Raw genomic sequence first — 26,597 nt, 5'->3', positions numbered from 1 at the left:
CAGCAAGGGATGCTGCCAGAGACATCGTCATCCCTGACCTGGCTTCTTCAGAGTATCTCTAAGAATGAAAGCCTGATGTTCTCATTGCTGGAGAGAACAGAAACAATCTTTGAGTCCCTACAGGCGGTGCCTGAGATTTTGTGGGCAAAAATTTTGGGGGGTGACTCCGTTTTGGCGTCCAAGAAATCGGTATTTACGTTTTTCGATTGGGCCTGGTACACCGAAGATGGTGAGTATCTCGCCGTTGATCCTGCTCACGATGAACCAACGCACGTTGAAGCTACCTTGGCGTTTCTAGGCTTCTTGGCAAGGCATCGAGACGAGTTGAAGAGTGTCCTGTGGGACGAAACCTCGGATCATGCTAACGACCTCCAAAAAACGTTGCTGTCGGACATTCGTTTCGATGATGCATCTCTGCGCGTTATTCTTTCGGAGGCAGCCCTTAAACACACGTCAGTGTTGTCGGTGCCCATGACGACGACCCGTTGGCAGACGCTCGTCACGCTGGACTATCTCCCCTATGATCAGAAGGTGCTGGCTTGCGTCACAGATAATGCCCCGTCGTCTGTCACGGCCTATCTGACAAGACGATGGGATAAGGCATCGAAAGATTTTGATCCCGTTGCTGCTGATTTGGACGTTCTGATCGGAGTCACCAAGAGCGATAGGGTTTCTATCAGGGAGAAGGTTGATCTCTGGAGCGCGGTCAGCGCCGATTCGATGAAGGAGCACGCTGGGGCGCGCGCCGAGATTGCTAGAATCTGTGAGATTGGAAATCAACACCAGGTCACCTATCCGCCTACGTGCACCACAATGCTCTGGTACGTCTCAAGCGACAACACGATACCTTCGAAACGTCGTATTGAAGCGTTCTTACAGATCGTGGCAACAAAGGGAGTGGAGTGGTCTCACACGGCCGGCATCCTCAAAAAGCTCGACGAGGACGGGTTCAACAAGTTTGCTGAGAAAGATCGTAAATTCACAGTACTGAACTCTGACGTAAATCGGCGTTTCATCAAGGCTCTCGGAGCCAAAGGTTTTATAGGCAAGGTAACCGAGAAGAAGGACAGGATAGTCGTCAATGTGTTGACCAGCGCGCTGAAGTGAGGCTGAGCTCATTCTCTCGACAGCCCGCCTGAACTTGTCATTGAAGCTCGCTTTAGGGTGTCTACAGGTTTTCGCAAAATGGACTCCTAATGCAAACCCAACAGGGAAGCCGGAGGCTAGGGCTGACAGTGACAGGGTTCCTTCACAATATTAAATTTAACATAATATACATTATGCGTATCAATGGTTTCACCCTTGGGGGTCGTTGCTGGACAGATTTCAAGCTGTGTACAGCAGACGCCTATCGTCTGCCGGTCATGATCGATCCACGTCTCACTGAATCGCAAAACGCCGGTCATTAGCTGCAACGTCAACGACACCGCTATCAGGACTTTGGATTTCTTGGACATTTCGGACTCTCTGGCTATGCCGTGAACGGCGACAAGCCAAAGAATGACGAGATCAGATCCCGCCGTGACGTGGTGAAATCAGGGCACTGTTATGTTCGGGTGCATCTGTAGGTCGAGCGCTCGAACCTCTCGATGCAGCCCGTCTATGTTGGCAGGAAATTGGACCAGCTTATTTAATGACTCAATAAAGTCGTGCAATGGCCCGTATTGCTCCTGGGCGCTAGTTGTCTTTCTGCGGTAATTGATCGATTCACAACCGTCATGGCAGATCAGCCAGGAGTGTCTAATCGCATTTGTCAGCGCATGACGAGCACCGCCTTGACTGTGATCAGAACCTTGAAAAAACTCACTGCGAAGTGATCTAGCTAAAGCTATCTTCTGGACCAATGAATCATCGCTTGAAGCGTTTTTGAGCGCCTCATCCTCTTGCCAATACACCTCGTCCAAGGCCGTATATCGAGCGTCCGGAACCTGATTACGTCGACGCAAATCATACTCAGCCAACGCTTTTGACAAGTACCGAGAGGCAGCTCTAAGCTCGCCAGAAGTACAGATCGATCCGGTAATAGCGGCCTTTTCCTGCAAAATCTGAAGAACTTTCGGAAAAAGCAAAACGACCAAGTCCCGCATTTCTGCACTATGGCGGAGCTTCATACGACCGTTACGGGCTCTTTGGGAATTGGGCATAGCTTAGAAACTCCGGCTCTCGGATACATTTACCTTGAAGATTATGCAGTGCCCTGCCCTTTAATATTCGATTAAATTATAACTATGCTAAATAACCATTTAGTTGAGTTATATGTACGGCTATATATTGCTCTCTTAGAAGCAGTTTTTAAGCGCATTTTCAAGCGCGATTTTAACGTCGAGTTCTTCTCCCCTACATTTTAAAACGATCTACCGACTGCGACAGTTGCCCAGCCAGACTGGATAACTCGTCGGTGGTCGACGCTGTGCCCGCAATTACCCGACTGTTACTTTCCGACATCCCCGCAATCCTCTCCACCTGATGAGCAATCTCATTACTGGCCAGGCTCTGTTCACTGATGGTGCGGGAAATATCGTTGACCAATTCAGTGGTGCTCAGCGTGGCCTGGAGAATCTCGCGAATGGCGCGTTCCACTTCGGCAGTCACTGCCATGCCCTTATCCACTTGAGCAACGCCCTCCTCCATGCTGATCACCGCTTCACGGGTGTTCTGCTGGATACTCCCGACCATGCTGGCGATTTCCTGGGTGGACGCGCTGGTGCGTCCGGCCAGGCTGCGCACTTCGTCGGCCACTACCGCAAAGCCGCGCCCTTGTTCACCCGCGCGGGCGGCTTCGATGGCGGCGTTCAGGGCCAGCAGGTTGGTCTGGTCGGCAATCCCCTTGATCACCTGGATAATGCCGTAGATCGCCTCGGACTCCTTGTCCAGCGTGCGGATCACTTGGGCTGACTGCTGGGCTGAACGGGCTATGCCATCCATGTCGCTGACCACCTGGTGGATAACCCGGCCGCCGTCCTTGGCCAGGGTTTCAGCCTGGCTGGCCATGTCCAGGGCACGTTGGGCGTGACGGGTGATTTCTTCGATGCTGGCGGTCATTTCGCTCGCGGCGGCGGCCATGGTGCTGGCGGCGACGCTTTGTTGCTGGCTGCTGCCTGCCACTTCATGGCAACCCTGGCTGAGGCGCTCGCTCATGCCATTCACGCCATGAGCATTGCTGCGAACCACTTCGATCATGCCGCGCAAATCCCGCTGCATCGTCGCCAGGCTGCGAATCAGTGCACTGGCTTCGTCCTGGTTCTTGGGTTCGACAATCGGTTCGCTCAGGTTGCCATGGGCAATGCTTTGGGCAATACGGCTGGCGGTGCGTAACGGCCCCATGATGCTCAGGGTCACCCAACGTCCTTGAGCCAGCAGCAGTAGCAGGCTCGCCCCCAATACAATAATCAAGGTCCAGTTAGCGTTACTGATGGTTTGCCGGGTACCGGTGCTGGTGAGTTGGGTATTGTTTTCGATCAGTTCGCTCAACGCCGCCATTTGGTCTTCCAACTGGCTGAACGCGGCATTGAAGGTCTGCAGTTCCCCTCGTGCGGCGTCGGGATTGTCCAGTGCCAGCGCGACGATGCGCTCGCCGGCACTGATGTAGGTGTCCAGGCTGGGTTTGATTTTTTCCAGGCTGGCCTTGATCGAGGCGTCCAACGGCAGCTTGAGATTGTCCGCCAGCACTTCGCGAAAGTGCTCGGCATGCTCCTTGATCGAGCTGTTGACTTCGGCCGGCGTACTGGTGCTTTTGCCCAGCCCGACCAACATGGCCGACAGTACATCCGCACGCAGGGCGTCGTGCATCATGTCGGCTTCCATGTGATTGCGCAGTACCGTCATGCTGACGTCGTTATCCTGTACCGCGTCGGCCATCCGCGTGTTGCCCAGGTAGCCAGCCAGGCTCATGATCAAAGCGGTGAGCAACCCGGTCGCAATCAACAGCACCAAGCGTAATTTGATCGTCATAGTGGTACCCCGTGCCAGGACCGCCGGTTGGGAACCCAACCGTTTCAATGTCGCTGCTAGCTGTATCGGCAGCTGTTGCTTGTTAGTGAAGCCTAAGTTTGCGGATCTGCGCGGTTCCCTTAAGCTGACCGTCCGTTGCTCTACCTGGATCTGCCAAATGCCTCAACGTATCGCCCGTCTCGCCCTGTTGCTGGGCTTGATCACCGCCGTCGGCCCGTTTGCCATCGACATCTATCTGCCAGCGTTGCCCACTCTGGGCGCCAGCCTCCAGGCTACGCCGGCGGCCGTGCAGATGAGTTTGACGGTGTTCTTCATGATTATCGGCGTGTGCCAGTTGTTCTACGGCCCACTCAGCGATGTCTTCGGGCGTAAACCTCCGATCTATGCGGGCCTGGTGATCTTTGCCATTGGCAGTGTCGGCTGCGCGCTGGCACCGACCATTGAAGTGTTGATTGGCTTTCGTGCGGTGCAGGCATTCGGCGCCTGTGCGGGGATGGTGATCCCACGGGCGATCGTACGCGACCTGTATACCGGCCATGAAGCGGCGCGCCTGATGGCTTTGTTGATGCTGGTGATGAGTGTTTCGCCGATCCTCGCACCTCTGGCCGGCAGCCTGGTGATTTCGATCTGGAGCTGGCGCGAAGTGTTTGCCGTGTTGGCGGTGGTGGCCGTGCTTTGCCTGGTGATGACCGCCGTACAACTGCCAGAAACCCACCCGGCCGAGCGCCGCCTGGGCAAGACACTGGGCCAGGCGTTCGGCAGCTATGGCGCCCTCCTCCGCGACCCGGTCTTTACGGGGTTGTCGGTGGTGTGCGGGTTTGGCCTGGCCACCTTCTTCGTGTTCATCGGCAGCGCGCCCTTCGTGTACATCGAGTTTTTTGGCCTGACGCCAACCCAGTTCAGCCTGTGCTTTGCCCTCAATGCGGCCTCGTTTTTTGCCATGAGCCAACTGACCGCACGGCTCAGCGCCCGCTTTGGCCTGGCGCCGTTGATTCGCTGGTCGGTGGTGGGCGTGGCGGCGGTCATGAGCTTGCTCGCGGCTACTACGCTGTGGGGTGACAGCCTGGCCTTGATGATGGGCCTGCTGTTTATCGGTTTTGGCTTTCTTGGCCTGCTATTGCCGGCGGCCGGGGTGCTGTCGCTGGAGGATCATGGTGCGGTGGCGGGTTCTGCGTCTGCACTGCTGGGTGCGATCCAGATGGTCACGGCGGCTGTGGCGATGACCTTGGTGGGGATCTTTGCCGACCATACGCCGGCGCCGATGTTGATCGGCATTGCGCTGTGCGCGCTTGCCGCGATGCTGACCACCTTGTGGACGTTGCGGCGCTTGCCGGCTCACCTGGTTTCAAGCGTTCCGCCTTCCTCCTGAGCAGAGGAGCAGGCAGATTCAACATTCTGGCTGCCTGTGAGGCCCTCTTCGCAGGCAAGCCAGCTCCCACATTTGAGTCGTGGTGTATCCACAAGCCTACAAATCAAATCGATCCACCGCCCGCCGCCGCTCATTGTCGTCACGCACGTCATAGCTGGCGGTGGTCTGGATATTGGTGTGATGCGCCAGTTTCTGCGCAATCGACAAATCATGCTCCTCGATCACCCGCGTGATAAATGAACGACGGAAATCATGAGGCATGATCTTGACCCCCACTTGATCGCCGCGCTGGCGCGCGATGTAGTAAATCGCATGCTTGGTGATGCGTTCCCGGGTGATATGGCTGCCTCGACGGATTCGGTTGAACAAGAAGCTGTCGTCCTGCTCGCCTTCCTTGAGGTGCTCGCGGCGGAACGCCAGCCAGGCCTGCAGCTTGGCAAACGCCCAGTCCGGCGCGTACTTGACCAGCTCTTTGTTGCCCTTGCCGATCACGCGCAAGCTGCGCTCGTCAAAGTTGACCTGTGCCAGGTCCAGGTTGACCGACTCCGACTTGCGCATGCCAGAGCCATATAACAGGCCGATCACCGCGGCATCCCGCAGGCCCTGGGGCCGAGGGTCGGCGGCGCAGACGTCGAGCATCTCGCGGATCAAGGTGCGGCGCAGGTTGCGGCCCTGGCCCAGGCGCGTGCCGGGTGTGGCCTTGACCGAGCGCATCTTCAACAGGTGGTCCTGGCTGATCAAGCTCATGCGCCACGCTTCATTCATCACCCCGCGCACCGCATTCACATACAGCGACGAAGTGTTCGGCGCAAAGCCGTCCTCGCGCAAGGCAGCCACCAGTGCGATGACGTGTTCGGGCTGCAGCATGTGCCAGTCAATCTCTTCGAGGTTGAGGTCTTCGAAACCCAGGCGGTCGGCGGCATCCTGCAGCACGTAGCGCATGGTCAGTTGGCTGGAAGGCGCCAGGCGGGTGAGATAAAGGGTCAGCGGGTTGCAAATGGACTCGGTCAAGGTAGATCAGCCTTTGGATTAAATACATCGACCAACTATTTGATTAGTCGATGTATTTATTGGATTGGCGAAGGCCGAGTCTAACCCAGGAGCGGCCCTGGCACAAAATCACGGGGCGGTGTCGTCGTCCTCGCTGGCTGCCTGGGGTTGGGCCAGGGACTGGCTCCAGTCGGCGTCCTGTTGCTGCATCAGCGCGAACCACTGCTGGCGCATAAAGGCGAGGTAATTGTCCGGTGCCTTGGCAAAGTCCTTCTCGTCGCCATAGCAGCCCGGCAGTGGCAGTTCGGTGCCCTGCTCCTTGTATTGGCTGACCAACGCTTGCTGCGCCGCGACGCTGCAGTCAGTGGGCAGGGGCATGCCGCGCAAGGCGCCAGCGTCCTCGTCCCACCAGCTGGCGCCCACGCGGTCGAGGCCGCGCAGACGATACTTCTCGGACTTGCCGACATGCATGATCAGCTTGAATTCATTGGGGCTGACGTCACTGGTGCAGGCCCGCGAATAACCGACTGTAGCCTGGGTATTGCCATCGCCCAGCAGGTCGGTAACCTTGGTGGCAGCTCGGTCAAAGCGCAGCCCGGCGTCGAATTCGCAGTGCTGCACATCGTCGTACAGCATCCACACGCGCTTGGGGCGCTCGCCTCCCAGCACGTATTGCGCCGCGTAGACAAAGGCCGACTGGGTACCATCGTCATCGCGCTCACCCACTTGCTCGGCGAGTACCAACAGGTTTTTGCCCTGGCGGTCATCCCAGGTATAAGCGGCGACCTGCTTGCCGCGCACTTCCACCCCGTCCGGCACCTGGTCCAGTGGGGTCAGCGCGACGCCCTGATCAGCCCGCACGCTGGTGACACAGGCCACCGTCATCAACAATCCCATCAGCGCTGGCCGCAACTGGCCGCGTAAAAGCTGCACGCTATTCATCCGAGTACCCTGGCAAGAGAGGGCTTACTTTACCGGCACTTGAGCGCCAATGCAGAGAAGATTGTTGAAGGGCAAACATTGGGCTGATCGCCTCGCTCAGATTGAACCAAGCGTCTTGCACGAAGCTCCGATATCGCCCTGTGAGGCCTACATGTAACGCCTTGATTACTTAGCTGAACCCTAGCTGTCTGCCTGTCAAATAAACGAGTTTTTCATCCGCCTTTCATATTCGTTGCACATTTTTGCGCTTAACCTTGTAGGCAACACTTAAGAGCAATCCGTGGATTATCGACTAACCTATTGAAAACGCGCCATCTTTAGCCCCGTTTTGTAACCTGCGGGCTGTAGTTTTGCCCAATAAACGCTGCTGTTTTCACGCTTGAAGTCGCTTTAGCCCGAGGTCATGAATCTTTGAAACCCTACCCTATTCATTGCGTGTCGATCGTTATCCCGGTCTACAACGAACAAGAAAGCCTGCCTGAGTTGCTGCGTCGCACCACGGCAGCCTGCAAGCAATTGGCTTACGAATACGAAATCATCCTGGTGGATGACGGTAGCCGCGACAACTCCGCGCAACTGCTCGAAGACGCCGCCGCCGAAGACGGCAGCAACGTGGTGGCGGTGATCCTTAACCGCAACTACGGCCAGCACGCGGCGATCATGGCCGGCTTTGAACAGTGCCGTGGCGAAGTGGTGATCACCCTCGACGCCGACCTGCAGAACCCGCCGGAAGAGATCCCGCGCCTGGTCGAGCAGGCTGCCCTGGGCTACGACGTGGTCGCCACCGTGCGTAATAACCGCCAGGACTCGGCCTTCCGCCGGTGGCCGTCGCGTTTGATCAACCTCGCCGTGCAGCGCTCTACCGGCGTGGCCATGACCGACTACGGCTGCATGTTGCGCGCCTACCGCCGCACCATCGTCGACGCCATGCTCGCCTGCCGTGAGCGCAGCACGTTCATCCCGATCCTGGCCAACGGCTTCGCCCGCCACACCACGGAAATCCTGGTGCACCACGCCGAGCGTGAGCACGGCGAATCCAAATACAGCGCCATGCGCCTGATCAGCCTGATGTTCGACCTGCTGACGTGCATGACCACCACGCCCTTGCGCCTGCTGTCCATCGTCGGTTTCAGCCTGGCGGCGCTGGGCGTGCTGTTTGCCTTTGCCTTGATCGTCATGCGCCTGGCCTTCGGCGCCGACTGGGCCGGTGATGGCCTGTTCGTGCTATTTGCGGTGTTGTTTGTGTTCACCGGTGGCCAGTTCATCGGCATGGGCCTGCTGGGCGAATACCTGGGCCGCATGTACAGCGATGTACGCGCCCGCCCACGCTTCTTTATTGAAAAAGTGCTGCGCAACCAACCGGCAGCACCGGCTCCAGTCGTCGTGGTCGACGGCCTGGTGTCTTCCCATACTTCTACTTCTTCTTCGGATCAGGTCCAGTCATGAGTTCAAAAGCTGTTGTATTCGCCTACCACGATATTGGCTGCGCAGGCATTGAAGCGCTGCTCAGCGCCGGTTACGACATTGCCGCCGTGTTCACCCATGCCGATGACCCCAAGGAAAACAACTTCTACGGTTCCGTCGCCCAACTCTGCGCCCGCAATGGCATCCCGGTGCATGCACCGGAAGACGCCAACCACCCGCTGTGGATCGAACGCATCGCCAAGCTGAACCCGGAGTACATCTTCTCGTTCTACTACCGCAACCTGCTGAGCGAGCCGCTGTTGGCCACCGCCCGCAAAGGCGCGTTCAACCTGCACGGCTCGTTGCTGCCTAAGTACCGTGGCCGCGCCCCAGCCAACTGGGTGTTGGTCAACGGCGAAACCGAAACTGGCGTGACCCTGCATCGCATGGTCAAGCGTGCCGATGCCGGCGCCATCCTGGCCCAGCAGAAAGTCACCATCGAGCGCAGCGATACCGGCCTGAGCCTGCACGCCAAGCTGCGTGATGCGGCCACTGCCCTGCTGCGTGATGCCCTGCCACAGCTGGCCCAGGGCAAGTTGAGTGAAACCGCCCAGGACGAGAGCAAAGCCACCTACTTCGGTCGTCGCACTGCTGCCGATGGCAAGCTGGACTGGAAACAGCCCGCCGAGCAACTGTTCAACCTGGTGCGCGCAGTGACCCAGCCGTATCCGGGCGCTTTCTGTGCCGTGGGCGAGCACAAGCTGATCGTGTGGCAAGCCGATGTAGTCAAGGGCAACGAAGGTCTGGCGCCTGGCCGTGTAATCAGCGTCAACCCGCTGCGCATCGCCTGCGGTGAAGATTCCCTGGTGGTCAAGTTCGGCCAGCGCAACGAAAACGGCCTGTACCTGGCCGGCCCGTCCCTGGCCGATGAACTGGGCCTGGTGGATGGTTCCGTGCTGCGCGGTGCCGAGTCGGGCCGCAAGCCGCGCCGTACCCGTGTGCTGATCCTGGGCGTGAACGGTTTTATCGGTAACCACCTGTCCGAGCGCCTGCTGCGTGACGACCGCTACGAAGTCTATGGCCTGGACATCGGCTCCGACGCCATCGAGCGCCTGCGCAGCCACCCGAATTTCCATTATGTGGAAGGCGATATCAGCATCCACACCGAATGGATCGAATACCACATCAAGAAATGCGACGTGGTGTTGCCGCTGGTGGCCATCGCCACGCCGATCGAATACACCCGTAACCCGCTGCGCGTGTTCGAACTGGACTTTGAAGAAAACCTCAAGCTGGTGCGCTACTGCGTCAAGTACAACAAGCGCGTGATTTTCCCGTCGACCTCCGAAGTCTATGGCATGTGCCAAGACCAGTATTTCGACGAAGACACCTCCAACCTGGTAGTGGGCCCAGTCAACAAGCAACGCTGGATCTACTCCGTCTCCAAGCAACTGCTCGACCGCGTAATCTGGGCCTACGGCGACAAGGGCCTGAAGTTCACCCTGTTCCGTCCATTCAACTGGATGGGCCCGCGCCTGGACCGCCTGGACTCGGCGCGTATCGGCAGCTCCCGCGCCATTACCCAACTGATCCTGAACCTGGTGGAAGGCACGCCGATCCGTCTGTTCGACGGTGGTGAGCAGAAGCGTTGCTTCACCGACATTGCCGACGGCATCGAAGCCCTGGCGCGCATCATTGATAACGACAATGGCGTGTGCGACGGCCAGATCATCAATATCGGCAACCCCGAAAACGAAGCCAGCATTCGCCAGCTGGGCGAAGAACTGCTGCGTCAGTTCGAGGCTCACCCGCTGCGCCACAACTTCCCGCCGTTCGCCGGTTTCCGCGACGTCGAGAGCAAGGCGTTCTACGGCACGGGCTATCAGGACGTGGCGCACCGCAAGCCGAGCATCGACAACGCCAAGCGCCTGCTGAACTGGGAGCCGAGCGTGCAGATGAGCGAAACCATCGGCAACACCCTGGATTTCTTCCTGCGTGAAGCCATGCTTGAAATTGCGGATAAAAAGTAATGCAGGCAGGTCTTCGCATCGACGTCGACACCTACCGCGGCACCCGTGAAGGTGTGCCACGGTTGCTCGACTCCCTGGCCGAAGCCGGGGTCAAAGCGACGTTCTTCTTCAGTGTCGGGCCGGACAACATGGGGCGTCACTTGTGGCGCCTGATCCGCCCGCAGTTCCTGTGGAAGATGCTGCGCTCCAACGCTGCCGGCCTGTATGGCTGGGACATCTTGCTGGCCGGCACCGCCTGGCCAGGCAAGCCGATTGGCCGTGACCTGGGGCACCTGATGCGCCAGGCCAAGGCCGCCGGGCATGAAGTCGGCCTGCACGCCTGGGACCACCATGGCTGGCAGGCCAACACCGGGCGTTGGAGCGAGGCACAGTTGGTCGAGCAGATTCGACGCGGTGTAGACACCTTGAGCGACATCCTCGGCGAGCGCATCGACTGTTCAGCGGCCGCCGGCTGGCGCGCCGATGAGCGCGTGGTGCAAGCCAAGCAAGGCTTCAACTTTCGCTACAACAGCGATTGCCGGGGCACCAGCCTGTTTCGACCAACCCTGGCCGATGGCAGCGCGGGCACCCCACAAATTCCGGTAGACCTGCCGACCTTCGACGAAGTCGTCGGGCCGGTGGTGGCTGCCAACGATTTCAACCGTTTCATTCTCGAGCGCTTCAGCGCGTCGAAGCTGAATGTCTATACGATCCACGCGGAAGTAGAAGGGATTCTGATGGCCAATGATTTTCGCCAGTTGCTCGCCCAGGCCGGGCAGCGCGGCATCCAGTTCAAACCCTTGGGCGAGCTGTTGCCCACGGATCTGACCACCCTGCCCCAGCAACAGCTGGTGCGCGGCGCCTTGAGCGGCCGCGAGGGTTGGCTGGGAGTGCAGCAGGCATGATCCGCCGCTGGGCTTTGCCCCTGCTCCTGCTGGCGTTCGCCGTGTTCTACCTGCTGCCGCTGGCCACCCATGGCCTGTGGATTCCCGATGAAACCCGCTATGCTCAAATCAGCCAGGAAATGCTGCTGACCGGCAAGTGGGCCGCGCCGCACTTCATGGGCATTCGCTATTTCGAGAAGCCCGCCGCAGGCTATTGGATGATCGCGCTGGGCCAGGCGATCTTCGGGCAGAACCTGTTCGGCGTGCGGTTCGCCTCGGCATTGAGCACCGGTTTGAGCATTTTGCTGGTGTACCTGGTCTCTCGTCGGTTGTGGAATGATCCGCAAAAAAGTCTGGTCAGCACGCTGCTCTACATGAGCTTCGTCAGCGTGGCCGCGCTGGGCGGCTATGCCAACCTGGACCCGCAGTTCACCTTCTGGGTCAACCTGACGGGCGTGGCCTTGTGGTTCTGTTTCGACAGCACCACACGGCGTGCGCGCTTGTGGTCCTGGGCTTTGCTGGGCTTGGCGTGCGGCATGGGCTTCATGACCAAGGGCTTCCTGGCCTGGTTGCTGCCGGTGCTGGTCGCCCTACCCTACGCCGTCTGGCAAAAACGTTTTGGCGAGTTGTGCAAATTTGGCCCTGTTGCCGTGGTGGTGGCGATTGCTGTCAGCGTGCCGTGGGCGTTGGCCGTGCACCTGCAAGAGCCGGACTACTGGCATTTCTTTTTCTGGCACGAGCACATCCAGCGCTTTGCCGGTGAAGACGCCCAGCACGCCGAACCCTTCTGGTATTACCTGCCGCTGCTGGTAGGGTTCGCGCTGCCGTGGGTCGCGCTGTTGCCCTGCGCGTTCAAGCAGGCCTGGCTGCAACGGCGCGTGCCGAAAACCGCGTTCCTGCTACTGTGGCTGTTGATGCCCCTGGCCTTTTTCAGCCTGGCCAAAGGCAAGCTGCCCTCCTATATCATGCCGTGCATGCTCCCCCTGGCCTTGCTGATGGGCTCGGCCCTGAGCGACAAACTGGCTCAAGGCCACGGCCGCGTCCTGCGCATCAATGGCTGGTTGAACCTGGTGATCGGCGTGCTGGTATTGCTGGCCCTCAGCTGGTTCCAGTTGAAGAAACCGGTATACGAACCGGGTGAGGAAACCCTCAGCCTGGTACTGGTGTTCATCTTTTTGTTCGGTTGGATCGTCGTCAATCTGCTGCAAGCAGCACGCCCCTTGGCATTGTGGGCCGCGCCGCTGATCGGCAGTGGATTACTGGTGCTGCTGGTGCCTGCGGCGCTGCCGCATTCGGTGGTTTACAACAAGACCCCGGACCAGTTCATCATTGATCACATCGACGAACTGCAACCCAGTGTTGCCCTGCTGAGCAACGACCTGGGCGCCGCCTCGGCGCTGTCCTGGCGCCTCAAACACCCGGATATCACGCTGTACAACACCTCGGGTGAGGTCAAGTACGGCCTGGCTTACGAGGACACGGCCCCGCGTCTGGTCGACCGTAACCGCATCCAGGCATGGATGGCTGAAACCCGTCGCACCGGCGCGGTCGGCGTGGTGATGCGCGTCAATAGCACCGGCGAAAAGGAAGAACTCGCGCTGCTGCCCACTGACGGCAAGCGTTATGCGCAAGGCAAGATCGTGATCCTGATTTTCCCGCAGGTCGCGCCATGATCACCCTACTGCTACTGCTCGCGGCTTGCCTGCTGACCTGCATGGGCCAGGTCTCGCAAAAGTTCGCCGTGGAAAGCTGGCGCGACGTGCCGGACGGCTGGGCACCGAAACTGCGCTCGCCGTGGTTGTGGTCGGCGCTGGTGTGCCTGGGCCTGGGCTTGCTTGTATGGCTACTGGTGTTGCAGCGCCTGGAAGTAGGCATTGCCTACCCCATGCTCAGCCTGAATTTTGTGCTAGTCACACTGATGGCGCGCTTTGTGTTTCACGAACCCATTGATGGCCGTCACTGGCTGGGCGTGGGGCTGGTGATTGCCGGCGTGGTCTTGCTGGGGCGCCAGGTATGAGCCGCGTACGAGGTTTCGCCCTGGCTCTGGGCAGTGTCGCCCTGGTGAGTGGCGCCCAATTGGGCATGCGCTGGAGCATGACGCGCCTGCCGCTTCCCACGCAATGGCTGGCTGCCTTCACGGATAACAGCATCGACCTGGGCGCCCTGGGCGTGGTGATCCTGGCGATCATCGCCTATGCGTTGTCGATGCTGTGCTGGCTCGGCGCACTGAAGCACTTACCCCTGGGCCGCGCCTATTCGCTGCTCAGCATCAGTTACGCGCTGGTGTATTTGCTGGCCGCCAGCCTGCCGGTGTTCAACGAAAATTTTTCGCTTTCAAAAACCCTGGGGGTGGCCTTGGTCATCCTCGGCGTACTGGTTATCAACTCTCGTCGTGCTAGCACCTCAAGTCCCAGGAATACCCCATGAAAATCAGTGTATTTGGTAGTGGTTACGTTGGTCTGGTCCAGGCCACTGTATTAGCCGAAGTCGGTCACGATGTCATTTGCATGGACGTTGACAAGCACAAAGTCGAGTCGCTGCAGAAGGGGCATGTGACCATCTTCGAGCCGGGCCTGGCAGCCATGGTCAAGGACAACCTGGAAAGCGGGCGCCTGCACTTTACCCACGACGAAAAACTTGCCGTCGAGCACGGTGAAGTGCTGTTTATTGCCGTGGGCACGCCGTCGGATGAAGACGGTTCGGCCGACCTGAAATACGTGCTGTCGGTGGGTGATGCGGTAGCCCGCCATCGCGTGGCGCCAGTGATCCTGGTGGAGAAATCCACGGTACCGGTCGGCACCGGTGACACATTGCGCGACCACATCCTCAATAACCTGCGCGCCGCCGGCCGTGAGCTGCAGTTCGATATCGTCTCCAACCCGGAATTCCTTAAGGAAGGCTCCGCCGTTGCTGACTGCCGCCGCCCGGACCGGATCATCATCGGCTGCGAGCGCGAAGAGGTGCGCGACGTGATGCGCGACCTGTACGCACCGTTCAACCGCAACCACGACCGCATCATCTTCATGGACCTGCGCAGCGCCGAACTGACCAAGTACGCCGCCAACTGCATGCTGGCCACCAAGATCAGCTTTATCAATCAGATCGCCGAGCTGGCTGAACACCTGGGTGCCGACATTGAGTCGGTGCGCCTGGGCATCGGTGCCGACTCACGCATCGGCTACCACTTTATCTACCCCGGCTGCGGTTATGGCGGCTCGTGCTTCCCCAAAGACATGCGCGCCCTGATCCACAGTGCCAAGCAGGCCAACTGCTCCAGCGACCTGCTCGAAGCCGTGGAAGCCATCAACCAGCGCCAGAAAAGCAAGCTGTTCGAGCGCATCAACGCCTTCTTCCAGGGCAACCTCAAGGGCAAGACGTTTGCCCTGTGGGGCCTGGCCTTCAAGCCCAACACCGATGACATGCGTGATGCCCCCAGCCGCGTGCTCATGGAAGCGCTGTGGGCTGCCGGCGCCAATGTGCGCGCCTTCGACCCTGAAGCCATGCAGGAAACCCAGCGGATCTACGGCGATGACCCGCGCCTGATGCTGATGGGCACCCCGGAATCCACCTTGGGCGGCGCCGATGCGTTGATCGTGTGCACCGAATGGCAGCAATTCAAGGCGCCGGACTTCGACCTGATTCACCAGCGCCTGAAAACCCCAGTGATCTTCGATGGCCGTAACCTGTACGACGGCGAGCGCCTGACGCGCAAAGGCTTCAAGTACTTCCCCATCGGCCGCGGCGATTCCTGCGAGTTGCCGATCCCCCAGCAAAACTGGGTGGAACAGGCCAAGGACGCTTGCTAGGTGAACATCGCCTTACCGTCCGCGCAGCGCGCAACGATCCGCCACCAGTCGCTGGGGCTTGGGCTCTTGGCGCTGGTGCTCTTTATCATCGGCAACTGGCACCAGGCGATCATCGGCTTCGATTCGCGCTTCGTGCTGTTTGCCCAGGAAATGCTGCGCCACGGGCCCAGTTTCTTCCCCACGACCTATGGCCAGCCGTATGCCGATTACCTGGCTACGTCAACCCTGCTGACGTGGCTGCTGTCGGTGCCCTTGGGCCAAGTCACCAGCCTGACGGCGTGGCTGCCCACGGCGCTCGCGTCGGCGCTGATCGTGGTGCTGGTCTATCGCCTCACTGCGCCCTACTCGCCGCGTTGGGGCCTGTTGAGCATTGCGATGTTGCTGCTCAGCAGTACCTTCGTCAGCGAAACCCGCGCAGTCTCCCTTGATCAGATGCTCGCCGCGGTGGCATTGGCGGTGTTCTACCTGGGTTATGCCCATGACCATTTCGCCGCAGCCAAGCGCCTGCATTGGGTGTTTTTGCTGTTGCTGCTGGGGTTTGCCATCCGTGGCCCGATCGGCCTAGTGATCCCTACGGGCGTGTTGTGCAGCTACTACCTGATCAACCGCCAGTGGCGCCTGTTGTTCAGCTTCGGCCTGCTGGCACTGGCGCTGCTGGCGGCGTGCGTCGGCCTGTTGCTGCTGCTGGCCAAGCTCAGCGGCGGCGAAGACTTTATGCATGACGTGATTCGCATGCAGTTCCTGGGGCGCATGGATGGCAGCGAAGGCTCCGGCGGCGTGCTGTATTACTTCACCAGCTCCCTGGGCAACTACGCCCTGGCCTATCCAATCGCGTTGTTGGTGCTGCTGGCGGTGCTGATGGGCGGTCGACGTGCGCCGGACCCGGCATTGAAGCTGGTGCTCTACTGCGCGGCAGCGGGTGTGCTGGTGATGGTGGGCCTGTCGGTGCCCCAAGCCAAGAAAGCGCGCTATATCCTGCCGATGTTACCGATGGCCGCGATCATTGCCGCGTATCCCTTCGCGGTGGCGCAAGGGCGACTGTTTGCGTGGCTGCGCGCCTTGATGCTGGGCATCTGGACGCTGTTGCCAACGCTGTTGGCCATTGGTTTGGTGGTAGCACGGCGGCGCTACCCGGAACCGCTGGCCGACCTGGAGCTGATCGTCGTCGTGCTTGGCTTGCTACAGGTGCTGGCCCTGCTGGCATTGTTCCGCTCGCGGCTGCGCACCTACGGCCCCGCCTTGGCCGCCGTGCTCGCCCTCTGGACCACCTACATCATGGTGGTTGAACCCCTGGAACGTCAGGTGTACGACACCCGCACCTTCAGCCTCGCCGTCAAGGCGCAGGTTCAGCAGCAACCGGCGCCGCTGGTGTTGCACGCACTGGGCAAAGACGCGAAAGCCATCAAGTTCATGGTCAACTTCGATTGCGACAAGGTCCCGCTATTCACCCAGTTGCCCGTCGACTTGAAACCGGTCCAGGCGCCGGCATGGTTGGTCATGAGCCAGGCCGACTTCCAGGCGCTGGACGATCCGCGCCTGCGTTCAATCACGCCGACGCTTACCGCAGATTTCGACAAAACCCCCTATGTGTTGCTGCGTTTGGCAAAAGCCTCGACACCTTGAGAACTTTTCCGGCTGCACTGTAAGAAAGAACGCCCACTCCCGCCACGAGTGGGCGACTTTCATCATAGGTACCAAGAAAACACCTACATTTGTTTGCGTAATGGCTGGTGCACTTTCCCTTCCGGTGCTCGGAGCCCAACTGTAGACTCGCTGCCACGTGCACTCACTATCTACCACCCGATCGTCAGGACTGCCCTGAAACGCTTGGGTCAGGGCACTTCACAACAAGGACGTTGTAGGCTGCCCGCGCGCGATGGCTTACTTCATTGAGAGGACAATGCCGTGCGAGAAGACCTGTTAACCGTACCCTTACCCAGGCTGGATCGTTTGATGGCATTGCGTGACGCACTGGTGGCGTTAAAGGGGCCGTTGGCCGACGACCCCAGGCTGCGCGAAGACTTGCAAGCGCGCCTGTTCAACGAAGAAACCCATAGTCGCGTGCTGGGCAAGATCAACCCGGCTGCATCCACGCCCACCGGGCAGATAACCTATGGCGAAGCCGGTTAACTGCATTTATTTTGCATTCAACCCTCATTAATATGCAGTGGCGCCACCTGATCAAGCGCGGCACACTGCGCAGGTTCCTTCCCCCAATGTTGGAACCTTCAAAGGGCTGTTCCGGGAAACCAGGCAGGCCTTTTTTTTCGCCCGCTGTTTATGGATCGTCTTTCAATGCTCGCTCGCTGGTTACCCGCTGCAATCAACACCCGTCCCGCCGAATGGAGCCGTGCAGCCATCGGCATGGCCCTGGGCACGCTGTTCAGTGTCTGGGCCTGTGCCCAGGTGTTCGGTATGGAGGTGGCCCTGCACCTGCTCGGCCCTCTTGGCGCATCGGCCGTATTGCTGTTTGCCGTGTCGTCGGGGGCGCTGGCCCAACCCTGGTCGATAATCGGCAGTTACCTGTGTGCAGGCGTCGTCGCGTTGCTGGTCGCCCGCGTCCTGGGGCGCACCTTGGGCAGCGCGTGCCTGGCGGCGGGCATGACCGTGGTCCTCATCTGCTGGCTGCGCTGCCTGCACCCACCGGCCGGCGGCCTGGCCATGACCCTGGTGCTGGCCGATCCGGCATCGGTCGGCCTCGGCTGGTACGAGCTTGCGCCGGTGATGCTCGGCGCCGGCGCCCTGCTCGCCTGCGCGCTGGCCTATAACAATGCCACGCGCACGCGTTATCCCAAGGGCCTTGCCGAGCCAGCCCCGGTTATCCTGGGCACTGCCAATGCCGTGAGCGAGCCGAGCATCACGGCAGCCGACCTCAAGCTCGCGTTGGCCGAGATGGAGCAGTTCTACGATGTCGAACCGACAGAGTTGGAGCAACTGATCCACGCCGCCGAGGGCCATGCCCGACGTCGCAGTATCGGTGAGGTGCTGGCCAGCCGGGTGGTTTGACCGGCACTGCATAAATGCAACAACGACCTGCAGGATTCCGGGTTGTACGGGGCAAATTTGCACTGGTACGATCACGAGAGAGTTCACCCGCGAACATCTTCATAAAGACAATAAAAGCAGGGAGTTAGAGATGACTGCTCAGGTTTCATCCCAAGCAAGCCGCGCCGAGGTCCAGCAGGACGCTGTCCTGGCAAGCGTGCGCAACCATATCGGCCACCTCACCCTCAATCGTCCTGCTGGCTTGAACGCCATCACCCTGGACATGGTCCGCCAGTTAACCGCGCATTTGCAGGCCTGGGCCGACGACGCCGAGGTCTACGCCGTCGTATTGCGCGGCGCCGGTGAGAAAGCCTTTTGCGCTGGCGGCGACATCCGTTCGCTGTACGACAGCTTCAAGCAAGGCGACACCCTGCACCTGGACTTCTTCGTCGAGGAATACGCCCTCGACCTGGCCATTCACCACTACCGTAAACCCGTACTGGCGCTGATGGACGGCTTCGTCCTCGGCGGCGGCATGGGCCTGGTGCAAGGCGCGGACCTGCGGGTGGTCACCGAACGCAGCCGCCTGGCGATGCCGGAAGTGGCCATCGGGTACTTCCCGGATGTGGGCGGCAGCTATTTCCTTTCACGCATCCCGGGGGAGTTGGGTACTTACCTTGGGGTGACCGGCGTGCAGATCCGTGCGGCGGATGCCCTGTACTGCGGGCTGGCAGACTGGTACATCGACAGCGCCAAGCTGGTTGAGCTGGATCAGAAACTCGACGGCCTGCACTGGCACGACTCGCCGCTCAAGGACTTGCAAGGCGCACTCGCCAAGCTCGCCGTGCAGCAATTGCCCGACGCCCCGTTGGCGGCCTTGCGCCCGGCCATTGACCACTTTTTCGGGTTGCCGGACGTGCCCAGCATCGTCGAGCAACTGCAACAAGTCACCGTGGCCGATAGCCATGACTGGGCGCTGACCACCGCCAACCTCATGCAGGCCCGCTCGCCCCTGGCCATGGCCGTGACCCTAGAGATGCTGCGCCGTGGCCGCCACCTGCCACTGGACCAGTGCTTTGCTCTCGAACTGCACCTGGATCGCCAATGGTTCGAGCGCGGCGACCTGATCGAAGGGGTTCGCGCCCTGATCATCGACAAGGACAAGACGCCGAAGTGGAACCCGCCCACCCTCCATGCGCTGGACGCCAGCCATGTGGAGAGCTTCTTCCGCGACTTCGTGCAGATTGGGAAATAAGCCATGCAAGATCTTGAATACACTGAAGAACAAGTGATGATCCGCGACATGGCGCGGGATTTTGCCCGTGGCGAAATCGCCCCCTACGCCCAAGCCTGGGAAAAAGCCGGCTGGATCGACGACGCCCTGGTGGCGAAGATGGGGGAGCTGGGCCTGCTGGGCATGGTGGTCCCGGAAGAATGGGGTGGCACCTATGTCGATTACGTGGCCTACGCCCTGGCCGTGGAGGAAATTTCTGCGGGTGACGGCGCCACTGGCGCCTTGATGAGCATCCATAATTCAGTGGGTTGCGGGCCGATCCTCAACTACGGCACAACCGAACAGAAACACACCTGGCTGGCCGAACTCGCCAGTGGCCAGGCCATCGGTTGCTTCTGCCTGACCGAACCCCAGGCCGGTTCCGAAGCCCATAACCTGCGCACCCGTGCCGAGTTGCGTGACGGCCAATGGGTCATCAATGGCGCCAAGCAGTTCGTCAGCAACGGCAAGCGCGCCAAATTGGCCATCGTGTTCGCCGTGACCGACCCGGAACTGGGCAAGAAAGGCATTTCGGCGTTCCTGGTGCCGACCGATACCCCAGGTTTCGTGGTCGACCGCACCGAGCACAAGATGGGTATTCGTGCGTCAGACACCTGCGCCGTCACCCTCAACCAATGCAAGGTTCCTGAAGCCAACCTGCTGGGTGAGCGCGGCAAGGGCCTGGCCATCGCCCTCTCCAACCTCGAAGGCGGACGCATCGGTATCGCCGCCCAGGCCCTGGGCATCGCCCGCGCCGCGTTTGAAGCCGCGCTGGCCTACGCCCGTGATCGGGTGCAGTTCGACAAGGCGATCATCGAACACCAGAGCGTGGCCAACCTGCTGGCCGACATGCAAACCCAGCTCAACGCTGCTCGCCTGCTGATCCTCCATGCCGCGCGCCTGCGCACTGCCGGCAAACCGTGCCTGTCCGAAGCCTCCCAGGCCAAGCTATTTGCCTCGGAAATGGCCGAGCGAGTCTGCTCCAACGCAATGCAGATTCATGGTGGGTATGGGTACCTGGAGGATTACCCGGTGGAGCGCTACTACCGGGATGCACGGATCACGCAGATTTACGAAGGCACCAGCGAGATTCAGCGGATGGTGATTGCCAGAGAGTTGAAAAACTACCAGCTCTGACGGACACCACACAAAACCCTTCTGTAGGAGCAAGCTCGCTCCTACAAAAAAGCCTTGACTGTCTGGCAAGCCAGCTTGCCAGATTGGATCTGCGGCGTTTGGCAGGGGTTACTTATCCTTGAATTCCGGCGCCCGCTTGGCCACAAACGCGGCCATGCCTTCCTTCTGGTCCTGGGTGGCGAACGCCGCATGAAACACCCGGCGTTCAAAGCGCACGCCTTCGGACAGGCTGACTTCAAACGCACGATTCACACTTTCCTTGACCATCATGCTGATCGGCACGGACTTACCGGCGATCAGGGTGGCCACTTTCAGCGCCTCTTCCAGCAGTTCATCGGCGGGCACGATACGCGCCACAATCCCGCAACGCTCGGCCTCCACCGCGTCGATAAAACGCCCGGTCAGGCACATCTCCATGGCCTTGGCCTTGCCCACTGCACGGGTCAGGCGCTGGGTGCCGCCCATGCCTGGCAGCACGCCCAGGTTGATTTCCGGCTGACCGAACTTGGCGGTGTCGCCGGCAAGGATAAAGTCACACATCAGGGCCAGCTCGCAGCCGCCGCCCAGGGCGAAGCCATTCACGGCGGCGATGATCGGCTTGCGGCGGTTGGCCACGCGGTCGCTGTCGCTGAACAGGTCGTCCATATAGATCTGCGGGTAGGTCAGCTCGGCCATTTCCTTGATGTCGGCACCGGCCGCGAAGGCCTTTTTAGAGCCGGTCAGCACGATGCAGCCAATTTCAGGGTTGGCTTCCAGACTGTCCAGCGCCTGGTTCAGCTCGCTGACCAGTTGTGCATTCAAGGCGTTCAGTGCGCTGGGGCGGTTAAGCGTGATCAGCCCGACACGGCCCTGGACGTCAAGCAGGATGGTTTCGTAACTCATGTATCGGCTCCTTAAAGATTGCGTGAGATGACCATGCGTTGAATATCGCTGGTGCCTTCGTAAATCTGGCAGACCCGCACATCGCGGTAGATCCGCTCCAGGGGGAAGTCGTTCAGGTAACCGTAACCGCCCAAGGTTTGCAAGGCGGCCGAGCAGACTTTCTCGGCCATTTCCGAGGCAAACAGCTTGGCCATGGACGCTTCCACCAGCGCCGGCTTGCCGCTGTCACGCAGGGCGGCGGCGTAATGCACCATTTGCCGGGCGACGGCGATCTGGGTGGCCATGTCGGCCAGGCGAAAGGCGACGGCCTGGTGTTCGATCAACGGCTTGCCAAAGCTTTCACGCTCACGGGCATAGTCGCGGGCCGCTTCGAAGGCGGCGCGGGCCATGCCTACCGACTGGGAGGCGATGCCCACACGGCCGCCTTCCAGGTTGGCCAGGGCGATTTTGTAGCCCTCGCCCTCCTCGCCCAGACGGTTGGCCACCGGCACTTTCACGTCTTCAAACAGGATCTGGCAAGTGTCCGAGGCATGCTGCCCCAGTTTGTCTTCTACCCGTGCCACGGTATAACCGGGCGAATCGGTGGGCACGATAAACGCGCTGATCCCACGTTTGCCCGCGGCGGGGTCGGTGACCGCAAACACAATCACGATCCCGGCGTTTTGCCCGGAGGTGATGAACTGTTTGCAGCCGTTGAGGACATAGTGGTCGCCTTCAAGGCGCGCCCGGGTTTTCAGGCTGCTGGCATCGGAGCCGGCCTGGGGTTCGGTCAGCGCGAAGGCACCGAGCATGGCGCCGCTGGCCAGGGGCGTGAGGAACTGCTCTTTCTGTTGGTCATTGCCAAACTTGAGGATCGGCACGCAACCCACCGAGTTGTGCACGCTCATGATCGTGGAGCAGGCACCGTCGCCCGCGGCGATTTCTTCCAGGGCCATGGCGTAGGCCAGGTAGCCAGTGTCGCAACCGCCCCACTGTTCCGGGACCAGCATGCCGAAAAAGCCCAGTTCGGCCATTTCCGCGATGGCCTCCTTGGGAAAGCGATGCTCGCGGTCCCACTCGGCGGCGAAGGGTTTCAAGCGCTCCTGGGCAAATTGCCGGGCGGCGTCGCTGATCTGCAGTTGTTCGTCATTGGGCAACATAGGTCATCCTTAATACAGGCATTCAACGGCCATGGCCGTGGCTTCACCGCCGCCAATGCAGATAGCGGCGACACCACGCTTGAGGCCCTTCTGGCGCAGGGCCGCGAGCAATGTCACCAGGATGCGCGCGCCGGAGGCACCAATGGGATGGCCCAATGCACAGGCACCACCATGCACGTTGACCTTGTCGTGGGGAATCTCCAGCTTGCTCATGGTCACCAGGCTGACCACGGCGAAGGCCTCGTTGATTTCGAACAGGTCCACCTCTTCGAGGCTCCAGCCGGTCTTGCTCATCAGCTTGCGAATCGCCCCCACCGGCGCCACTGGAAACAGCCCTGGCTCATCGGCAAACGCGGCGTGCCCATGGATCACCGCCAACGGCTTGAGGCCGCGCTTGAGCGCCTCGGACTCACGCATCAGCAACAACGCCGCGGCGCCATCGGAGATCGAGCTGGAGTTGGCCGCTGTCACTGTACCGCCGTCACGGAACGCCGGTTTAAGGCTGGCAATCTTGTCCAGCTTGGCTTTTGGCGGTTGCTCATCGTGCAGGATGGTTTTTTGTTCCTTGCCCACGGTGACCTGCACCGGGACGATTTCACTGGCAAAGCTGCCGTGGGTGATGGCCTCTTGTGCGCGGGTCAGGGAAGCGATGGCAAACGCGTCCTGGGCTTCACGGGTAAAACCGTTGTGCTCGGCGCAGTCCTCGGCAAAGGTGCCCATCAGGCGGCCCTTGTCGTAAGCATCTTCGAGGCCGTCGAGGAACATATGGTCGAGCACCTTGCCGTGGCCCATGCGATAGCCGCTGCGCGCGCGGTCCAGCAGGTACGGGGCGTTGGACATGCTTTCCATGCCGCCTGCGATCACCACATCGACACTGCCAGCGCGCAGCGAATCGTGGGCCAGAATCGTCGCTTCCATGCCGGAACCGCACATTTTGTTGAGAGTGGTGCAGCGCGTGCCCTTGTCCAGCCCGGCGCCCAAGGCAGCCTGGCGAGCAGGCGCTTGCCCAAGCCCGGCGGGCAGTACACAGCCAAACAGCACTTCGTCGACGGCATCGGTGGCGATACCGGCACGCTCGACCGCCGCACGAATGGCGGCTGCGCCCAGTTGCGGCGCGGTCAGGCTTTTGAGGTCGCCCTGGAACCCGCCCATGGGCGTGCGCACGGCGCTGACAATAACAATAGGATCGTTCATAGCCATTGCTCCTTATTTGGCGGCCATGCGCAAGGCACCGTCGAGACGGATCACCTCGCCATTGAGCATGCTGTTTTCAATGATGTGGCGTACCAGCGCGGCATATTCGGCGGGTTTGCCCAGGCGTGGCGGGAACGGCACACCAGCAGCCAGGGAGTTGCGGACTTCGTCGGTCATGCCGGCCATCATCGGGGTTTCGAAAATGCCCGGTGCAATGGTCATCACCCGGATACCAAAGCGCGCCAGCTCCCGTGCGGCAGGCAAGGTGAGGCTGGCGATCGCGCCCTTGGAGGCGGCGTACGCAGCCTGACCGATCTGCCCATCGAATGCCGCCACCGAGGCGGTATTGATGATCACGCCGCGCTCGCCGTCGGCATTCGCCTCGGTTTCAGCGATAGCCGCAGCGGCCAGGCGCAGCAGGTTGAAGCTGCCGACCAGGTTGACGTTGATCACCTGGGCAAAGCTTGCCAGGCCGTGCGGGCCGTTCTTGCCGAGGATCTTCTCGCCGCGCACCACACCCGCGCAGTTGACCAGGCCATGCAAGCCACCAAAGGCCTCGACCGCTGCCTTCACCGCCGCTTCTGCAGCGGCTTCCTGGCTGATGTCTGCTACGGCACTGCGGGCGTTGTCGCCCAGTTGCTCGGCCTTGGCGGCCACGGCGTCGGCGTTCAAGTCCACCAGCATCACCTTGGCACCCGCGGCGACCAGCATTTCAGCCGTGGCCGCGCCCAGGCCCGACGCGCCGCCGCTGACCAGGAATACCTTGTTTTCAATCTGCATCGTTGTTTCCTTTTAAAGGGATCAAGCCACGCCCGCCTGGGCCTTGGCTATTTCCTGATTGCGCAAAATAAAGCGTTGCAGCTTGCCGCTCGGGGTCTTGGGCAAGTCGCTGACAAATTCGATTTCCCGTGGGTATGCATGGGCGGCGAGGCGCTGGCGCACATGCAGGCGCAGCTCTTCAGCCAGCTCCGGGGTGGCACGGTATTGCTCACTGATCACCACAAAGGCTTTGACCAGTTCGGTGCGCTCCGGGCAAGGCTTGCCGACCACGGCAGCCTCGACCACCGCCGGGTGTTCGACCAACGCGCTTTCCACATCGAAAGGGCCCACGCGGTAGCCGGATGTAGTGATCACGTCGTCGCTGCGCCCGACAAAGCTGATGCTGCCGTCCGGGTTCAGCTCCACGGTGTCGCCGCTGAGGTAGTACTTGCCGACGAACGCCTTGGTTTTCACGCCGTCGTACCCGGCGAACCAGCACATGGGCGATTGCTCGCGGTCGATGGCCAGGATGCCGGGCTGGCCGGCCGCCAGCTCCTGATGGTTGTCATCCAGCACCACGATGCGATGCCCTGGCGAGGCAAAACCCGCCGCGCCGACATGCACCGGATGCGCCAGGCCATGGTGATTGCACAGCACCATGCCCAGCTCGGTCTGGCCGTAATGGTCGTGGATGGTCACGCCCAGGTTGTCGGCGAACCAGCGGATCACCTCCGGGTTCAATGGCTCGCCGGCGCTGCTGACGATGCGCAGCTTGCCCTTGATCGAACGGGCGAACTGTTCGCCACCGGCGATCAACAGCCGATACGCCGTGGGCGAACCGGTCAGGTTGGTGATCGCGTATTTATTGATGACCCGGCAGGTACTTTCCAGGGTAAACGGGCCATCGTAGAAGGTGATCGGGTGCCCCATGGACAACGGCCCGGTCACGCCGAAATAGATGCCATAGGCCCAACCAGGGTCAGCGACGTTCCAGAACGCGTCCTCGGGGCGCAAGTCCACAGCGTCGCGCATGTAGCCCTGGAACGCGACGATGGCCTTGAGCGGCACCGACAGCGCCTTGGACGGGCCGGTGGTGCCGGAGGTGAACATCAGCAGGAACGGCTCCTCTGCGCCCAGCAGCACCGGCTCGCAGTGAGAAGAGTAATTGGGCAGTTCGGCCCAGAAGCTGTAGTCGCCCCGCACGATGCCTTCGCCCTTGGCCCCGGCGACTGTGACGATGGTCGGGCAGTCGGCAACTTCACCCAGCTTGGGGCGGTTCACTGCATCGGTGACTACCAGCGCTGCGCCAGAGCTGTTCAAGCGATGTTCAATCGCCTTGGGCCCGAACGCGGTAAACAGCGGCTGATAGACCGCGCCGATGCGCCAGGTTGCCAGCACTACTACCAACAGTTCGGCAGTGCGGGGCAACAGGCCCGCCACCTTGTCACCGCGCTTGACGCCTTGGGCCAGCAGGAAGTTGGCGAAACGTGCGGCCTGCTCCTGCAGTTCGGTGAAGGTAGAGGTGGCGCTGCGCCCGTCCTTGCCTTCCCAGAACAACGCGATGCGCCCCGGCAGCGCGTGACGGTCACAGCATTCCACACAGGCATTGAGCGCCTGCAGATTGCCGGCCAGTGCGGCGTCGACGGTGTGCTGGTAATCAAACTCGGTGGTGGCAGCCAAATACTCACGCATCGCTTCCTATCCTTCTGTGTTTTTATTTTCAGGACGTTTTCAACTCGAGAAAAGCGCTGAAATAGTCGCTCCAGAGCGGCGCAGCGACAATGGTCAAAGCTTTCAACTTGGCTGACTGGTTTGGCCAGTCCGTAGTGACACACGGGGGGCTTTTTCGCTTTTCTGTGGGAGCTGGCTTGCC

23 protein-coding genes and 1 pseudogene are annotated in these 26,597 nt (G+C 60.6%); 14 read left to right on the top strand and 10 right to left on the bottom strand.

Features of this window, described 5'->3' with window-relative positions:
• Positions 1-1,107 (top strand): hypothetical protein (locus tag ODQ19_RS27435; RefSeq protein ID WP_330211767.1); only part of this gene is annotated, 1,107 nt, incomplete at its 5' end.
• A gap of 428 nt (positions 1,108-1,535) precedes the next feature.
• Here ODQ19_RS27435 and ODQ19_RS27430 read toward each other — a convergent pair.
• From ODQ19_RS27430 to ODQ19_RS28305, 3 genes and pseudogenes are all read right to left on the bottom strand, one after another.
• Positions 1,536-2,144, bottom strand: a complete 609-nt coding sequence (locus ODQ19_RS27430) for a hypothetical protein (RefSeq protein ID WP_330211766.1) — start codon at positions 2,142-2,144, stop codon at positions 1,536-1,538.
• A 193-nt stretch (positions 2,145-2,337) separates the two neighbouring features.
• Complete coding sequence (locus ODQ19_RS28310) at positions 2,338-3,063, bottom strand: methyl-accepting chemotaxis protein (RefSeq protein WP_442962788.1); 726 nt, start codon at positions 3,061-3,063, stop codon at positions 2,338-2,340.
• 132 nt (positions 3,064-3,195) lie between these two features.
• Positions 3,196-3,951 (bottom strand): annotated as a pseudogene (locus ODQ19_RS28305) (MCP four helix bundle domain-containing protein); the annotation flags it as partial.
• A 157-nt stretch (positions 3,952-4,108) separates the two neighbouring features.
• Here ODQ19_RS28305 and ODQ19_RS27420 point away from each other — a divergent pair.
• Positions 4,109-5,320, top strand: a complete 1,212-nt coding sequence (locus tag ODQ19_RS27420) for a multidrug effflux MFS transporter (RefSeq protein ID WP_330211764.1) — start codon at positions 4,109-4,111, stop codon at positions 5,318-5,320.
• A 96-nt stretch (positions 5,321-5,416) separates the two neighbouring features.
• Here the strand turns inward: ODQ19_RS27420 and ODQ19_RS27415 are convergent, their stop codons facing one another.
• The gene (locus tag ODQ19_RS27415) at positions 5,417-6,331 is read right to left on the bottom strand and encodes a site-specific integrase (protein ID WP_330211763.1); all 915 of its coding nucleotides are present in this window, start codon (positions 6,329-6,331) and stop codon (positions 5,417-5,419) included.
• A gap of 108 nt (positions 6,332-6,439) precedes the next feature.
• Complete coding sequence (locus ODQ19_RS27410; RefSeq protein WP_116667511.1) at positions 6,440-7,252, bottom strand: M949_RS01915 family surface polysaccharide biosynthesis protein; 813 nt, start codon at positions 7,250-7,252, stop codon at positions 6,440-6,442.
• Positions 7,253-7,663: 411 nt separating this feature from the next.
• Here ODQ19_RS27410 and arnC point away from each other — a divergent pair, with 411 nt between their 5' ends.
• From arnC to ODQ19_RS27350, 12 genes are all read left to right on the top strand, one after another.
• Complete coding sequence (arnC, locus tag ODQ19_RS27405; RefSeq protein WP_003191219.1) at positions 7,664-8,698, top strand: undecaprenyl-phosphate 4-deoxy-4-formamido-L-arabinose transferase; 1,035 nt, start codon at positions 7,664-7,666, stop codon at positions 8,696-8,698.
• Positions 8,695-10,686, top strand: a complete 1,992-nt coding sequence (gene arnA / locus ODQ19_RS27400; RefSeq protein WP_330211762.1) for a bifunctional UDP-4-amino-4-deoxy-L-arabinose formyltransferase/UDP-glucuronic acid oxidase ArnA — start codon at positions 8,695-8,697, stop codon at positions 10,684-10,686. The genes arnC and arnA overlap by 4 nt, the downstream gene beginning before the upstream one ends.
• Positions 10,686-11,570, top strand: coding sequence for a 4-deoxy-4-formamido-L-arabinose-phosphoundecaprenol deformylase (arnD, locus tag ODQ19_RS27395; protein WP_330211761.1), 885 nt, complete (start codon positions 10,686-10,688; stop codon positions 11,568-11,570). Before arnA ends, arnD begins: the two co-directional genes overlap by 1 nt.
• On the top strand, positions 11,567-13,222 hold the full coding sequence (arnT, locus tag ODQ19_RS27390; RefSeq protein WP_330211760.1) for a lipid IV(A) 4-amino-4-deoxy-L-arabinosyltransferase: 1,656 nt from the start codon (positions 11,567-11,569) through the stop codon (positions 13,220-13,222). Before arnD ends, arnT begins: the two co-directional genes overlap by 4 nt.
• A complete protein-coding gene (gene arnE, locus ODQ19_RS27385; RefSeq protein ID WP_330211759.1) occupies positions 13,219-13,566 on the top strand; it encodes a 4-amino-4-deoxy-L-arabinose-phosphoundecaprenol flippase subunit ArnE in 348 nt (115 codons plus the stop codon). The genes arnT and arnE overlap by 4 nt, the downstream gene beginning before the upstream one ends.
• Positions 13,563-13,976 carry a 4-amino-4-deoxy-L-arabinose-phosphoundecaprenol flippase subunit ArnF gene (gene arnF / locus ODQ19_RS27380; protein ID WP_330211758.1) on the top strand — a complete coding sequence of 138 codons (414 nt, stop codon included), beginning with the start codon at positions 13,563-13,565 and terminating at the stop codon, positions 13,974-13,976. Before arnE ends, arnF begins: the two co-directional genes overlap by 4 nt.
• Complete coding sequence (locus tag ODQ19_RS27375; protein WP_330211757.1) at positions 13,973-15,355, top strand: UDP-glucose dehydrogenase family protein; 1,383 nt, start codon at positions 13,973-13,975, stop codon at positions 15,353-15,355. The genes arnF and ODQ19_RS27375 overlap by 4 nt, the downstream gene beginning before the upstream one ends.
• Positions 15,356-16,978, top strand: a complete 1,623-nt coding sequence (locus tag ODQ19_RS27370) for an ArnT family glycosyltransferase (RefSeq protein ID WP_330211756.1) — start codon at positions 15,356-15,358, stop codon at positions 16,976-16,978.
• Between the two features lie 318 nt (positions 16,979-17,296).
• A complete protein-coding gene (locus tag ODQ19_RS27365; protein ID WP_256660491.1) occupies positions 17,297-17,485 on the top strand; it encodes a type VI secretion system contractile sheath small subunit in 189 nt (62 codons plus the stop codon).
• A 165-nt stretch (positions 17,486-17,650) separates the two neighbouring features.
• Complete coding sequence (locus ODQ19_RS27360; protein ID WP_330211755.1) at positions 17,651-18,361, top strand: HPP family protein; 711 nt, start codon at positions 17,651-17,653, stop codon at positions 18,359-18,361.
• Between the two features lie 130 nt (positions 18,362-18,491).
• A complete protein-coding gene (locus ODQ19_RS27355) occupies positions 18,492-19,595 on the top strand; it encodes an enoyl-CoA hydratase/isomerase family protein (RefSeq protein ID WP_330211754.1) in 1,104 nt (367 codons plus the stop codon).
• 3 nt (positions 19,596-19,598) lie between these two features.
• Positions 19,599-20,750, top strand: a complete 1,152-nt coding sequence (locus tag ODQ19_RS27350) for an acyl-CoA dehydrogenase family protein (protein WP_330211753.1) — start codon at positions 19,599-19,601, stop codon at positions 20,748-20,750.
• Positions 20,751-20,858: 108 nt separating this feature from the next.
• Here the strand turns inward: ODQ19_RS27350 and ODQ19_RS27345 are convergent, their stop codons facing one another.
• The 5 genes from ODQ19_RS27345 to ODQ19_RS27325 are packed head-to-tail and all read right to left on the bottom strand — an operon-like array spanning position 20,859 to position 26,416.
• Entirely contained in the window at positions 20,859-21,632 is a 774-nt protein-coding gene (locus ODQ19_RS27345) for an enoyl-CoA hydratase (RefSeq protein WP_034127452.1), read from the bottom strand.
• A gap of 11 nt (positions 21,633-21,643) precedes the next feature.
• Entirely contained in the window at positions 21,644-22,771 is a 1,128-nt protein-coding gene (locus ODQ19_RS27340; protein ID WP_034135008.1) for an acyl-CoA dehydrogenase, read from the bottom strand.
• 9 nt (positions 22,772-22,780) lie between these two features.
• Positions 22,781-23,965, bottom strand: a complete 1,185-nt coding sequence (locus tag ODQ19_RS27335; RefSeq protein ID WP_330211752.1) for an acetyl-CoA C-acyltransferase — start codon at positions 23,963-23,965, stop codon at positions 22,781-22,783.
• Positions 23,966-23,977: 12 nt separating this feature from the next.
• Entirely contained in the window at positions 23,978-24,745 is a 768-nt protein-coding gene (locus ODQ19_RS27330) for an SDR family NAD(P)-dependent oxidoreductase (protein ID WP_054896513.1), read from the bottom strand.
• A gap of 21 nt (positions 24,746-24,766) precedes the next feature.
• Positions 24,767-26,416 carry an AMP-binding protein gene (locus tag ODQ19_RS27325; RefSeq protein WP_330211751.1) on the bottom strand — a complete coding sequence of 550 codons (1,650 nt, stop codon included), beginning with the start codon at positions 26,414-26,416 and terminating at the stop codon, positions 24,767-24,769.
• Positions 26,417-26,597 lie beyond the last annotated feature (181 nt).

It is taken from the genome of Pseudomonas sp. AM4(2022), assembly GCF_036346515.1.
GTDB lineage: Bacteria > Pseudomonadota > Gammaproteobacteria > Pseudomonadales > Pseudomonadaceae > Aquipseudomonas > Aquipseudomonas paracarnis.
The sequence above is the reverse complement of the archived record's forward strand: the minus strand, read 5'-3'. Positions and strand labels throughout refer to the sequence as shown.